This is a genomic window from Consotaella aegiceratis (assembly GCF_036541425.1).
Lineage (GTDB): Bacteria > Pseudomonadota > Alphaproteobacteria > Rhizobiales > Rhizobiaceae > Consotaella > Consotaella aegiceratis.
Genome location: NZ_JAZHFT010000018.1, coordinates 35,657 through 49,343 on the forward strand (window position 1 = coordinate 35,657; position 13,687 = coordinate 49,343).

Consider the following 13,687-nt stretch of genomic DNA (forward strand, 5'->3'; position numbering starts at 1 on the left):
TTTAATTCGGCGCCTTTTTGCGATAAATATCCAATATAGAACCATACTCCCAACCAACAGTAGGCAATCAATGGATCGGCTAACCAGCATGTCCGTCTTCTTGAAGGTTGCGGACCTGGGTTCCTTCGCGGCGGCGGCCCAAATGCTCGACATGTCGCCTCAAATGGTCGCCAAGCACGTCGTCTATCTGGAAGATCGCCTCGGCACAGCGCTCATTCATCGCACGACGCGCCGCCACAGCCTGACCGATGTGGGTCGCGCCTATTATGATCGCTGCAAGTTGGTTCTGGCAGAGGCCGAGGCCGCAGACCTGCTGGCGCAGGAGATGCACACCCGCCCCAAGGGCCTCCTGCGCGTCAACGCTCCGGTGACGTTCGGAGCCATCTGCTTGGCGCCACTCGTCACCCGCTATCTGGCGCAGCATCCCGAAATGCGGGTCGACCTCTCGCTGACCGATCGCTACGTCGACGTGGTGGAGGAAGGGTTCGAGGTGATCATCCGGATCGGCGAGATCGACGACACCGCGCTCATCGCCCATCCACTCGCCCCCTATCGGCTGATCGCCTGCGCCTCGCCTGGATACATCGCCAGGCGGGGGATGCCCGACGTGCCCGACGATCTCGTCCGGCACGACTGCCTGCTCTTCGGCTACGGCGGTTCGACGGTCTGCCGCTGGCAGTTCACGTGCGCCGGAAAGTCCACGGAGATCGAGGTCGAGGGGCGGTTTCGCAGCAATGACTGGCGAGCGCTGCTGCATGCGGCGATCGAGGGATATGGCCTGACGCTCGGGCCGGAAAGCGTTCTGGCCGGAGAGATCGCGGCTGGCCGGCTGGTTCGTGTGCTGCCCGGCTTCGAAGGCCCTGCTTGGCCGATGCATGCGGTCTATCCGGCGGGGCGCCGGCCAACCGCCAAGGTGCGAAGCTTCATCGAGACGCTGCTCGACGAGTACGGCGCCGGATGACCGTCGGTGCGGCTGTTACCGCAGCCGCATCCCCTCGGGCGTGAACAGGCGCACGTCGCCGGGCGCGAAGCCAAAGCTGTTGACGCTGCCGCTCGGCGAATGGAACACGCCGTCCTGCTTGACGACGACGCGCTGGCCGGACGGCAGCCGGCCGTAGACGTAGGTGACGCCGCCCAACCGTTCGACGACCTCGGTCTTCACCGGCAGCTGGATCTGGCCTTCGCTCGGGGCATGGAAATGCTCCGGGCGGATGCCGACCTGCACCTTCGTGCCGGGGTCGAGCGTCGTCTCGGCCAGTGGCACGTCGGCGACCACGTCGCCCGGCAGCCCGATCCGGCCGTCGGCGAGCACCGTGCCTTCGATGAAGTTCATCCGCGGCGATCCGATGAAACCGGCGACGAAATCGTTGTCGGGGTTCTCGTAGAGATCGATCGGCGCGCCGATCTGCTCGATCCGGCCATCGCGCAGCACCACGATCTTGTCGGCCAGCGTCATCGCCTCGGTCTGGTCGTGAGTAACATAGATCATCGTGTTGCCCAGCCGCTGATGCAGTGTGGCGATCTCGACGCGCATCTGCACACGAAGCTCGGCGTCCAGGTTGGACAAGGGTTCGTCGAACAGGAAGACCTGCGGCTCGCGCACGATCGCGCGACCGATGGCGACGCGCTGGCGCTGTCCGCCGGAGAGTTGCGAGGGACGCCGGTCGAGAAAGTCCCCCAGTTGCAGGATGTCGGCGGCGATCATCAGGCGCCGTTCGGCTTCGGCCTTCGGCGTGCCCGTCGTGCGCAGCCCGAAGGTCATGTTTCCGCGCACCGTCATGTGTGGATAAAGCGCGTAGGACTGGAACACCATCGCCACGCCGCGTTGAGCCGGTTCGGCTTCGTTGACGCGTTTGCCGCCGATGCGGATCTCGCCCTCGCTGACCTCTTCCAGTCCGGCGACCATCCTGAGCAGCGTCGACTTTCCGCAGCCGGACGGGCCGACGAAAACGCACAGCTCGCCTTCCTGCACCGTCAGATCGACGCCATGGATGACCTCGACCCCACCGAATTGCTTGCGCACTCTCTCCAGTTCGACCTGGCTCATATCACCAATCCATCCCGGGAGAGTTCCATCCTCGCCCCCTGTTGCTCGAAGTCGACGAGTTGAATGGCGGCCGCCTCGGCCACCGCAGCGGCGGCTTCCTGCACCTGGGGTGCATGGCCCTCGATCGCCGCCAGCGTGCTGGCCCGGACGTTGGCGCTGATCGAGATGGCCCCCAGCAGGCCGCCTGCCTTTGAGACGACCGGCGCTGCCAGGCAGACCACGCCGTCCTCGTTCTCTTCGTCGTCCAGAGCATAGCCACGTGTGCGGATCGTCTCGAGCTCGCGTCGCAGATCGTCGGCGGACGCGATGGTCTTGTCCGTTTGTGGGCGAAACGTCTGCTGCTGTAACGCCGCGTGCAGGTCGTCGTCAGGCAGCCGCGCCAACATCGCCTTGCCCAGTGCCGTGCAATAGCTCGGCGCTACTCTGCCCGGTCGCGACAGGCGACAGGCCATCATCGGGGCGGCCAGCGTGACCAGATAAAGCACCTGTCCGCCTTCGAGACACGCCAGATGCGTGGTCAGGCCGATCGTCCCATGCAGGAGTTCGAGCACCGGGCGCGCCGCCTTGGCCAGTGACGCGCTTTCCCACGCGGCATAGCCGAGACGCAAGGCGCGCATGCCGATGCTGTATCGCTGGGTTTCGGAATGAAATTCCAGCATCCGTTCGGCGCGCAGCTGCTGCAACAGCCTGTGCAGCGTCGCCTTGGGCAGCGCGACGCTGCGCTCCAGCTCGACGAAACGCAGGGGCCGGCCAGCCGTCGCGATCACGTCCAGCACATACAAGGCCCGGGAAACGGGGCTCACGAGATCCGACGTCGGCTTCGCCGCCAAGTCCGGTATATCGGGCGTGGAGGGCGTCCTCGCCATGGTGCGCGGCTTCCCCGTGTTCATTGCAGTAGCTTGGGTCCAGGCACCATGTCTAGGAGAACGAGCCACCGATTTCAATGAACAAGACAGAGTTCCAGTCGTTGGACCTTCCGCTCTCGCCCGCTTGCCGGGTCCGGATGAGCATCGGCTTTAAACCAGCGTTGCAGGTGGCGGAATAAATGCCGCTTGGCTCGGCCGAACGAAGAGCTGCGCCTGCTTTCTGCCAGGCGGAAGAAAAAGAAGCGAAGACTTCCGCGACCCCGATCCTGAAACTATTTTATCCGACGCCCGATTTTATTCGATACTGATGACGGCCGCGACTGTCGGGAGCGGCATGTCGCCGGGGCCGAATGACGATCCGGGGAGAAATAGACACTTCGTGTGGCCGCACTCAGCCGGCCGCAACTCCGAGCCTGGGGGCACCGCGCGACGGCATCGAGGCCGACGCGGTGTCCGGGCGACTTGGAAGAATTGAGGGGGGAGACAATCCATGCAGACCGCCAAGATCAGGTCCGTCGAGGCCTTGCAGATCGGATGGGAACCGAACGAACCGCCCGGCCGGCACAGCGCCGTCGTGCGCATCACCACCGAGGACGGCATCATCGGCTATGGCGAGGCCTCGCCCATGGAAGGCGGTCTTCATTCGCTCGGCATTGTCCAGCGCGATCTGGCGCCCAGGATCGTCGGCGCGGATCCGTTCGATCAGGGCGTCCTCTACGACCGACTTCTGCATACCTTCATCAAGCTCGGCCCGGAAGGCGCGCTGACGGGGGCGCTCGCGGCGATCGACCTCGCTTTGTGGGACATCAAGGGCAAGACGCTCGGCCTTCCCGTCTACAAGCTGCTGGGTGGCGCCTGGCGCACCCGCCTGCCCTTCTATTCCTCCGTCGGCGGCAACGCCGTGCGCACCGTCGAGGAGACGGTCCGCGCGGTCGAGACCCGTTGGCTCTCGGAGACGCCGGCGGCCATCAAGATCCGCTGGGACGGCAACCGGGCTCGCCAGGACGAGGACATTCCGGGCGACATCGCCAAGGCCAGGGCCGTGCGCAAGCTGGTTGGCGACGACTTCCCGCTCGCCTTCGACGCCAACAACCAATACTCGGTCGGCGGTGCGATCCGCGTCGGCCGAGTGCTCGAAGAGCTCGGTTATCTCTGGTTCGAGGAGCCGGTGCAGCATTACGACGTGCGCGCCATGGGCGAGGTCGCGCGGCGGCTCGACATCACCGTTTCGGCCGCCGAGCAGAGCTACACGACCCAGGCTATGGTGGACCTGATCAACGCCGGGGTGCGCATGGTGCAGCCGGACCTGGTGAAGATGGGTGGCATCACCGGCCTGGTGCAGTGCGCGGCCATCTGCTTTGCCCACGGCGTCGAGCTGGTCCCGCACCAGACGCAGCCGACATTGGCGCACGCGGCCAATCTGCATGTGCTTTCGACCCTCATGCGTCTGACCAAACCGGCCGAGTTTTCCGATCCTTCGACGCGCATGCACCCGGCCTTCGTCAATCCGCCGAAGCCCGTCGGCGGGTTTTTCGAGCTGCCTCGGGGGCCCGGCCTCGGTCTGGAGGTGATCGACGAAGAGCTGGACCGACGGCGGATCGCCTGACGGGCCTCCGCCACGTCCGTCTACTTCCTCTCGGCAAAGCGCACCGCGCGTTGATTTTATGCGCACCCTGTATAATATCGAGATCTCGGGAGGCAGATCCGAACCATTTCGGAAGGGAGGAACCGTGGCTTCAGTCGAGCTGCGAAACGTGCGCAAGAGCTATGGCGCGGTCAACGTCATCGATGGCATCAATCTCGCCGTGGACGAAGGCGAGTTTCTGGCCCTCGTGGGGCCGTCGGGCTGCGGCAAGTCGACCATCCTGCGGATGATCGCCGGCCTGGAGAACATCAGCGGCGGCGACATCTGCATCGGCGGGACGGTGGTCAACGACATGACGCCGCGCCAGCGCAACGTCGCCATGGTGTTCCAGAGCTACGCGCTCTATCCGCACATGAACGTCGCCAAGAACATGAGCTTCAATCTTGAGCTCTCCGGTAAGCCGAAGGCGGAGATCGCGGCGCGCGTCGCCGAAGCCGCACGGATGCTGGAACTGGAGCCGCTGCTCGATCGCAAGCCGAGCCAGCTTTCCGGCGGACAGCGCCAGCGCGTGGCCATGGGCCGCGCCGTGGTGCGCGATCCCTCGGTGTTCCTGTTCGACGAGCCCCTGTCCAACCTCGACGCCAAGCTGCGCGTCCAGATGCGTGGCGAGATCAAGGCGCTGCACCGCAAGGTCGGCACCACGTCGATCTACGTCACGCACGACCAGGTCGAGGCGATGACGCTCGCCAACCGGGTCGTGGTCCTCAATCGCGGCGTGATCCAGCAGATCGGCACGCCGATGGAGCTCTACCGCGATCCGCAGAACATTTTCGTCGCGGGCTTCATCGGCTCGCCCGCGATGAACTTTCTGGATGGCACGGTGGTGCGGCACGGCGGCGGGCTCAAGGTGCGCAGCCATTCCGGCGTCGTCTTCGATTTCGAGCCGGCGCAGGCCGCCTGTCCCGACCAGCCGGTCAGGATCGGCATGCGGCCCGAGCACCTGCTTCTCGACGGCGAAGGCAGTGCGCTCACCGGAACGGTCGACTATGTCGAGCCGACCGGCGGCCAGACCTTCGTCCATCTCGATATCGGCGGACAGCCGCTGACGGTGGTCGTCAGCGGCGCGGTCGACGTGCCGTCCGACGGGTCCTTGACCGTGACCATCCCCCGGCACGACGTCCATGTCTTCGACGCCGAAAGCGGCGAGCGGATCAGCGGCGAGCGGCTGAAATCGGTGGCCTGATCCGCCGCCGGCATTCCCTTCCCCCCGACATCTCCCCATGGTGTTCCGCCCTTGGGCGGGACGCCTGCGCGGGCGCCTATTTCACGGTGCCCGCGGTCAGCCCGGCGATGATGTGCTTCTGGGCGACGAAGAAGGCGATGACCGTCGGCAGGATGGTCAGCGTGATGAAGGCGAGGATCAGCTGCCACTCCGTCGCGAACTCGCCGCGATAGACCATGATGCCGAGCGGCCAGGGATATCTCGATTCCGAGTTCAGCATGATCAGCGGGATGATGTAGCTGTTCCAGCTGTGCACGAAGGCGATGATGCCCACCGTGGCGATGATCGGGCGCGATAGCGGCAGCGTCATGTGCCAGAAGAATCGCAGATAACCGCAGCCGTCGACGAAAGCGGCATCGAACAGTTCGGTCGGCAGACTGCGGAAGTAGTTGCGGCACAGCAGGATGCTCATGCCGAGACCGAAGGCGACCTGCGGCAGGATCACCCCCCAATAGGTGTCGAGCAATCCGAGATCGCGGATCCGGATGAACAGCGGCAGGATGGCGGTCGCCGCCGGAAACATCAGGCCGATCAGGAAATAGTTGAGCAGCATGGTCGAACCGAAGAAGCGGACATGCGCGAACACGAAGGCGGCCATCGCCGACAGAAGCACGGTCAGCCCGACGGTGAGCGCCGCGATGAACAGCGAATTGCCCATCTGCAGCCAATAGCGCTGGCTCGTCAGGATGTCGGTGTAGTTGCTCCACTGCCAAGCTTCGGGCAGTCCAAAGGGATCGCCGCGCAGATCCGCCATGGTCTTGAAGCCGCCGAGGGCGGTCGTCAACAACGGGATGATGACGATGGCGCTCACCACCACCAGAGCGGCATAGAGATAGCTTCGCGTTCCCAGGCTGAGGGTGCGGCCGCCCCCGGCCGTCGCCGCGTCGATCGGCGGTGCGGTGTCGTCAGTCATGGCGCATGAACACCCGCTTATAGCTGAACGCCATGGTGACGCAGATGACGAACAGGATGACGCCCACGGCGCTGCCGAATCCCACCTGCATGCGCATCACCCCGAAGGTGTAGAGGAAGGTGACCATGGTCTGGGTGGAGTTGAAGGGACCGCCGCCGGTCAGGGGCATGATCATGTCGAAGAGCTGCAGCGAGCCGACGACGGCGAAAAACACCGACAGCCGCACCGTCGAACCCAGCAACGGCAGGGTCACGCGCCGGAACTTCTGCCAGCCCGTGGCGCCGTCGATGTCGGCAGCTTCGAGGACGTTCTTGTCGATGGCCTGCAGCCCGGCGATGAACAGCATCATGTGGAAGCCGAAATACTTCCAGACGATGACGCCCAGGATCGCGTAGATCGCCACGTTCTGATCGGCGAGCCAGTACGGAGCCTCCACCCCCAGCGCATGGGAAACGCCGGCCACCAGGCCGAAATCGCCATCGTAGACGAAGCGCCAGATCATGCCGGCGGCCACGTCGGCCAGCACGTAGGGCAGGAAGAAGATCAGGCGGAAGACCAGCGCACCCTTGATGTGCTGGGACACCATGGTGGCCAGCCACATCGCCAGCGGGATCTGCACGCAGATCGAGATGACGATGATCAGCCCGTTGTTGATCAGCGCCTGCCTGAAGGCGCCGTTCCTGAAGATCAGCTCGTAGTTCCTCAGGCCGACCCATTGCGTCGGCAACCCGTAGCCGTTCCAGTTGTAGAAGGAATACCAGGCCGCCTCCCCCATGGGCAGCACGACGAAGAGGCTGAACAGAAGCAGGGCCGGCGGCAGGAACAGCACCAGCACGGGGAGCTTGGTCCGCAGGCCGTTGAGCTGCTTCTGGCTCAATCCGAACCGTCTGGATCGAGGCGTGGCAAAGGTGCCGGCAACGCTGGGCAGTTCGGTCATTTCAGCCGTCTTTGTCGCATGGCGTCTGGGCGAATGAAGCGGCCGCCCTGCTCTCTGGAACGAGCGGCCTCCTCGAAGATCCGGGGCCGGGGGATCCGTGATTTTCGGAATCGACGGATCCGGCCAAGACCGGACGGCGAGCCGTCTGCGGCTGGCCGTCCGACAATGGCCTACATTTCCATCGAGAAGGCGTCCTGGATTTGCTGAACGGCGTCCTCGGGAGAAATCTGCCCGGCAACGATGCCGACCGACATGTCGTTGACGACGCGTCCGACATTGGGACCGAGATCCTGGTCCAAATAGTTCTGGTGCCAGGTTTCCTCCGCCATCTGGTCGGCCGCCTGCTTGAGCAGCGGATCCGTCACCGCCTCGGCCGCGCCCTTCGTCGTCGGCAGGATCGCGGTCTTTGCCGCCAGCAGCTTCTCGTTTTCCAGGTTGGTGTAGAATTTGAGGAAATCTTCGGTTTCAGGCGGCGCGACTGCTGTGACGGCCCAGCCGTTGAGCCCGCCGAAGTCGTCGGTCGCCACGCCCGGCGCTCCCTCGACCACCGGGAACGGGAAGCGCCCGATATTGTCTGCGGCAAGCCCCTTGCCGTCCGTGGAATTGCTCGCCTGCGTGAAATACGTGTTCTCGAAACCGAGCAGGATGGCGGCCCGGCCGTCGCCGAATGCGGCCAGCGTGTCGTTCCAGGTGGCGCCCAGATAGCCGTTCTGGAACGGTTCGAGCTTGCCCAGGTCGGCGAGAAGCTCGCCCGCCTTGACGAAGGGTTCGGCGGTGAAACCGTCACCCTCATGCGCCTTGGTCTGGTCGAAGAGCTCCTTGCCGGCCTCGCGCATGGCCAGGTAGCTCCAGTAGAAATGGATCGGCCATTTGTCGCCACCGCCGCCGGCGATCGGGGTGATGCCGGCGTCCTTGAGCTTCTGCACGGCGGCGACGAAATCGCTCCAGGTCTTGATCTGGGTGGCGTCGACGCCGGCCTTCTCGAACTGCTCCTTATTGTAGAAGAACGAGACCACGCCCGACTTGAACGGCGCGGCCCAGACCTTGTCGTCGAAGGTAAGCCCGTCCACGGCCGCGGCGTTGAGCGAATTGCGCCATGCACCGCCGTCGGCGTCGAGAGCAGCCGTGATGTCGCGCAGCGCGCCGGTCTCGGACTGCGCCTTCAACACGCCGCCGCCCCAGCTATAGAACATGCTGGGCGCATCGTCGGACTGCAGCAGGGTCGGCAGCTTGGCCTTGAACGCCTCGTTTTCCAGGAACTGGAATTCGATCTTCACGTCGGGATGGTCCGCCATGTAGCGGTCGGCGATGTCCTGCCAGACGGCCAGATTGTCCGCGTTGGCTTCGACGTGCAGCCATCGGATAACGCTCTCCGCCGAGGCGTCCGACACCCCCGCGGCAAGAGCGATGACGCCGCCACCGGCCAACAGCAGTCTACGGGCCGTACCGCCCCCGAAAATCCCCATCATTTCCTCCCTTTGGGTTTTCTACCCTTTGTGTACAAATTAATCTCTGAGGGAAGCCCGCTGTCAAGAGACGAACCGTCTATAAATGCGATAAGCCGCCTTTTGAGGGCTTGAACACCAAGCTCCGGCCCAATGCGCACAACAAAAGCGACACGCCGGCTCGATTTTATCCGCAGCGCGTGATAATTGGGCTCGGCATTGAAAGTTCCACGCCAATGAAAACTGCCGACCCCGAATTGATGCGCGCCATCAACCGCTTTCACGTGCTCGATACCGTGAGGCGGGCCGGAGCGATTTCCCGCGTCGAAATCGGCGAACGAACCGAATTGTCGGCCACCACCGTCTCGGCGATCACGGCCTCGCTGCTCGATGACGGGCTGATTTCCGTGCGCCATGAAGGGGATCTGCGCAACGGCAACGGCCGCGGCCGGCCCCGCGTGATGTTGTCCATCAATCCCGATGCGGCGCGGGTGGTCGGCGCCAAAATCGGATCCTGCCAAATGGATTTCGTCGTCACCAATTTCCGCGGCGACGTGCTGTCCAGCCTGGCCCTGCCGGTCAGGGTCGACCGGCTGCCGGTCGATGTCATCGTCGATCTCGTGGAAGACGGCGTCCGGCGCTGTGTCATGGATGCCGGCTTGGCGCTGACCGAGTTGACGGCGGTCGCCATCGCCCTGCCCGGCGTTATCGAGCACGGCACCGGTCTCGTCCGCTCGAGCAGCATCTTCAAGGAAGCCAACGTCGCGCTTTCGACCGCCCTGGAATCGCGCCTGGAGATCGCCACGGTCGTCGAGAGCGACGCCAACGCCGCCGCCATGGCTCAGCACTGGTTCCGGCATGGGCGCACGCTCGACGACTTCGTGCTGGTCGCTGCCGAGGAGGCGCTGGGTCTCGCCGTCCTGCACGGTGGCCAGATCTTTCGCGGCGCCCAGGAGCTGAGCCTGACCCTCGGCGACATGATCATGGGTGCCGACAGCGATCGCGCCGCCAAGCTGCATGAACTCGCCGGAGATCGTGCCGTGCTGCCGAGCAGCCACAGCGATCCGCGTATCCGCGAGGCCATTCGCCTGGGTCAGGGCATGAGCCTGGCAGCGGAACTCATTCGAGCGGGTGACGAGAACCTGCGGGAGGCTGCAACGCGCGCCGGCGCCGCACTTGGCGTCGCCATGGCCAACCTCGTCGGCCTGTTTGCCCCGCCACGGGTCATTCTGGTCGGCGCCATGCTGAAGCTTGGCGACCATCTGCTGGAGCCGCTGCGGCGCTCGTTCGCGGCTGGGTTGCCGAAATCGCTGCAGAACGTCGCGGAGATCGTGGTGGACGAGGCGGAGGACGCGGTGTGGGCGCGTGGCGCGGCCGCCGTCGCTCTCAGCGAGCTGTACGGCGCACCTTGGGGGACGACGGGGCCTGCACGGCGCACGGCCCGGCCGAGCGTATGGATGGAGGAACACTGAAATGACGGAACCGGTTGGAATTGGAATTATCGGACTGGGCAACATCTCGCCGGCCTACCTGAAGGCGGCGGCGTCGTTCCCCATTCTCGACATCCGCGGCATCACCGACATCAATCCAGCCGCGGCCGAGGCGCGCGCGGCAGAGTTCGGCCTTCGCGCCATGACGGTCGACCAGCTGCTGGCCGATCCCGCGATCGAGATCGTACTCAACCTGACCATCCCGATCGCCCATGTCGAGGTCGGACTGCGGGCACTCGATGCCGGCAAGCATGTCTATTCCGAGAAGCCGTTGGGCGTCGTCTTTGCCGAGGGTCGACGACTGATCGAAGCGGCCAGGGCGAAGGGGCTGCGGGTCGGTTCGGCGCCGGACACCTTCCTGGGCGGCAGCCACCAGACGGCGCGCCACATGATCGATCAGGGGGCGATCGGTCGCCCGGTCGGCGGCAGCGCCTTCTTCATGTGCCCCGGCCACGAGCGCTGGCACCCCAACCCGGCCTTCTACTACGATCGCGGTGGCGGCCCGATGCTCGACATGGGGCCGTACTATCTGACCGATCTGATCAATCTGCTCGGGCCTGTCGCCAAGGTCGCGGCCTTCGCGGTGACACCCCACGCCACCCGCACGATCACGTCCAAGGAGCGCTACGGCGAGGTCATCCCCGTTCACGTGCCGACGCACGTCGCCGGCACGCTCGCCTTTCGCAGCGGCTCGGTGGTGCAGATGGCCACGAGCTTCGATGTCGCCGGCCACAAGCATCTGCCGCTGGAGATCTACGGCACGGACGCAACGCTGATCGTTCCCGATCCGAACCGTTTCGGCGGCCAGATCGAGCTGATGGAGAAGGGCGGCGAATGGGCCGACATCGCCACCAGCCAGCCTTATGCCGACGGCAACTACCGTTCGATCGGGTTGGCCGACATGGCCCAGGCGGTCCGGGAGAACCGACCTCATCGCGCCAGCGGCGATCTCGCGCTGCACGTGCTGGAAGTCATGGAGGCGTTTCAGCGGTCGTCGGAGGATGGAACGGCCGTCGAGATCAGCACCACCGTGGCGCAGCCGGCCCCGTTGTCGGCGTCGCTCGTCGACGGGCGGATCGGCCAGGTCTAGACAAGAGGAGGATTGTCCAATGCGCGAAGCGCTCATCGTCTGGGGAGGATGGAGCGGGCACGAGCCCGAGCGATGCGCCGCTATCATCGCCGGCATGCTGGAGGAAGACGGGTTCAAGGTCTATCTGGAAAACACCACCGAGGCCTTTGCCGACCCCTCGATCAAGGACCTGAACCTGATCGTTCCGATCTTCACCATGTCGAAGATCGAGAAGGAGGAACTGGCCATGCTGACGAGCGCCGTGCGCGGCGGCGTCGGCCTGGGCGGCTACCATGGCGGGATGGGCGACGCCTTCCGCGAGGCCGTCGAATATCAGTACATGGTCGGCGGCCAATGGGTCGCCCATCCGGGCCAGATCATCGACTATCGGGTCGACGTGGCGCGGCCGGAGGATCCAATCATGGAAGGCATTTCCAGCTTTCCCTATCACTCCGAGCAGTACTACATGCACGTCGATCCCTCGATCGAGGTGCTGGCCACGACCACCTTCAGCGGCGATCACGACGACTGGATCGAGGGCGTGGTGATGCCGGTCGTCTGGAAGCGCCGTCACGGCAAGGGCCGCGTCTTCTACTCCTCGCTCGGCCATGTGGCGAGCGAGTTCGAGGTGCCGGAGATGCGCACCATCCTGCGGCGCGGCCTCAACTGGGCGGCCCGCGAGTAGGCGGCGGCCCTCATTCGGGCACTGGATCGCTGGCAGGTCTCAGCGCTCGATGGCGACCGTCGAGCCGAGCGGTATGCCGACGGCCTCGACCGAGGCCGCATCAGACCGTTTTGCGCCGTCGAGCCGAGTAGCGTCTGGGATCCGGGGCTTTGCATCCGCCTTGCTCGATCCCGAGAGCCTACGGCTGTTGCAGAGGTGGGGCGCATCCTGCCGGGGTCCTGAAGTTGCGCCTCGACGAAGACTTACGAACGATGCTCTGACGGCGTTCGGCCTGCCGGCCAGTCCGGCAGGGCCAATTGCTCGACCTGCTGCCGGGTCAGCGACAGAAAATCCCGCATCGCCGTGCGCTCGATCTGATTGTCCGGGTAAGCCGGCCCGGACAGGACCACGCCTGCGGCTTCGTCGACCCCGATGCTGACGACGCCGAATTGACGGAACAGTGGGGCGAACCCGCTCGAAGCCGACGTCAGCAGGCGCGAGCCACGCATCAGCACCAGAGCATGCATCATCGTATCCGCGCGGACGGCATAATCGCGCTGCGTATCGCCGTGCGATGCCCGGGTCTCCTCGACGAAGCCGTGGCTGACCCATGAAAACCGGGCGTAGTCGTTCGGTCCCGGATCGGGCTGCGAGGCGAGCGGATGGGTGGCGTCGCAGTAGACATAGGTGCCCTGCCGGACCAGCGGCTCGAACTGCATCGGAGCCATCGCCTCATAGTTGGGCAGCGGCGTCCCAAACACAATGTCGTAAATGCCGTTGCGCAAGCCCTCGTAACGTGTTCGGTCCTCGATGACGTCGAGGCGGACCAGCACGTCGGCATGGGTTTCGGCGAAGCGGTTGATCACGTTCGGCAGGATCACCAATCCCCAAAGATCGCCGGCCGCGATGTTCAAGGTCACCTTGGCGCTTCCCTGGAGAAGGCTGATTTCCTCGCGCGCCTCCTCCAGAGCCCGCAGAGCGCGCACGGCCCGGCCGTAAAGCGCCGTTCCATACGGACTGAGAACCACGCCCGCCCCGGTTCGCACGAAGAGAGGCACGCCGTAGCTGTGCTCGAGTTGGCGGATGGCTCGCGACAACGCCGGCTGGGAGATGTTCAGCCGTTCCGCCGCCCGCGAGATGGAACGCCGATTGGCGACTTCGACGAATTGGCGCAATTCTCGCATGACCAGCCCCATGCAAATCCTGCATACCGCATAGCGAAATTGCAGTTGACTGCCAATGGCTCCCATGCACTTCATTTAGCCGTCGGAGCGGGCTCGCGGGAGGCGAAGATCCGCGCTGGATATCAAGAACACGACTGCGAAATTGCTAAGGGTTGCTCGCCTCGTATCACGAAGGCGCATACCAGCCGCCCGGCGGACAACCGAC

12 protein-coding genes are annotated in these 13,687 nt (G+C 64.8%); 6 read left to right on the top strand and 6 right to left on the bottom strand.

All coding sequences use genetic code 11. From position 1 onward, the window contains the following. Positions 1–88 precede the first annotated feature (88 nt). Positions 89–961: a LysR family transcriptional regulator gene (locus tag SMD10_RS13475; protein WP_331686224.1), complete on the top strand. Its 873-nt coding sequence runs from the start codon at positions 89–91 to the stop codon at positions 959–961. A gap of 15 nt (positions 962–976) precedes the next feature. On the opposite strand, the gene SMD10_RS13480 is transcribed toward SMD10_RS13475, so the two are convergent. Then, positions 977–2,047: an ABC transporter ATP-binding protein gene (locus SMD10_RS13480; RefSeq protein WP_331686225.1), complete on the bottom strand. Its 1,071-nt coding sequence runs from the start codon at positions 2,045–2,047 to the stop codon at positions 977–979. Then, entirely contained in the window at positions 2,044–2,913 is an 870-nt protein-coding gene (locus SMD10_RS13485; RefSeq protein ID WP_331686226.1) for an IclR family transcriptional regulator, read from the bottom strand. The genes SMD10_RS13480 and SMD10_RS13485 overlap by 4 nt, the downstream gene beginning before the upstream one ends. A 490-nt stretch (positions 2,914–3,403) precedes the next feature. Here SMD10_RS13485 and SMD10_RS13490 point away from each other — a divergent pair, with 490 nt between their 5' ends. Together SMD10_RS13490 and SMD10_RS13495 are read left to right on the top strand one after the other, a co-directional pair. Further along, complete coding sequence (locus tag SMD10_RS13490) at positions 3,404–4,519, top strand: mandelate racemase/muconate lactonizing enzyme family protein (protein WP_331686227.1); 1,116 nt, start codon at positions 3,404–3,406, stop codon at positions 4,517–4,519. Between the two features lie 124 nt (positions 4,520–4,643). Next, the gene (locus SMD10_RS13495; protein ID WP_331686228.1) at positions 4,644–5,741 is read left to right on the top strand and encodes an ABC transporter ATP-binding protein; all 1,098 of its coding nucleotides are present in this window, start codon (positions 4,644–4,646) and stop codon (positions 5,739–5,741) included. Positions 5,742–5,817: 76 nt separating this feature from the next. On the opposite strand, the gene SMD10_RS13500 is transcribed toward SMD10_RS13495, so the two are convergent. From SMD10_RS13500 to SMD10_RS13510, 3 genes are all read right to left on the bottom strand, one after another. Beyond that, complete coding sequence (locus tag SMD10_RS13500; RefSeq protein WP_331686229.1) at positions 5,818–6,693, bottom strand: carbohydrate ABC transporter permease; 876 nt, start codon at positions 6,691–6,693, stop codon at positions 5,818–5,820. Next, positions 6,686–7,630, bottom strand: coding sequence for a carbohydrate ABC transporter permease (locus SMD10_RS13505; protein WP_331686230.1), 945 nt, complete (start codon positions 7,628–7,630; stop codon positions 6,686–6,688). Before SMD10_RS13505 ends, SMD10_RS13500 begins: the two co-directional genes overlap by 8 nt. 170 nt (positions 7,631–7,800) lie before the next feature. Then, a complete protein-coding gene (locus SMD10_RS13510) occupies positions 7,801–9,096 on the bottom strand; it encodes an extracellular solute-binding protein (protein WP_331686231.1) in 1,296 nt (431 codons plus the stop codon). A gap of 215 nt (positions 9,097–9,311) precedes the next feature. Between SMD10_RS13510 and SMD10_RS13515 the strand changes: the two genes are divergently transcribed. The 3 genes from SMD10_RS13515 to SMD10_RS13525 are packed head-to-tail and all read left to right on the top strand — an operon-like array spanning position 9,312 to position 12,319. Then, positions 9,312–10,547 carry an ROK family transcriptional regulator gene (locus SMD10_RS13515; protein WP_331686232.1) on the top strand — a complete coding sequence of 412 codons (1,236 nt, stop codon included), beginning with the start codon at positions 9,312–9,314 and terminating at the stop codon, positions 10,545–10,547. 1 nt (position 10,548) lies between these two features. Next, a complete protein-coding gene (locus SMD10_RS13520) occupies positions 10,549–11,655 on the top strand; it encodes a Gfo/Idh/MocA family protein (RefSeq protein WP_331686233.1) in 1,107 nt (368 codons plus the stop codon). A gap of 19 nt (positions 11,656–11,674) precedes the next feature. Next, the gene (locus tag SMD10_RS13525; RefSeq protein WP_331686234.1) at positions 11,675–12,319 is read left to right on the top strand and encodes a ThuA domain-containing protein; all 645 of its coding nucleotides are present in this window, start codon (positions 11,675–11,677) and stop codon (positions 12,317–12,319) included. A gap of 242 nt (positions 12,320–12,561) precedes the next feature. On the opposite strand, the gene SMD10_RS13530 is transcribed toward SMD10_RS13525, so the two are convergent. After that, positions 12,562–13,494, bottom strand: a complete 933-nt coding sequence (locus SMD10_RS13530) for a LysR family transcriptional regulator (RefSeq protein WP_331686235.1) — start codon at positions 13,492–13,494, stop codon at positions 12,562–12,564. Between the last annotated feature and the right edge of the window lie 193 nt (positions 13,495–13,687).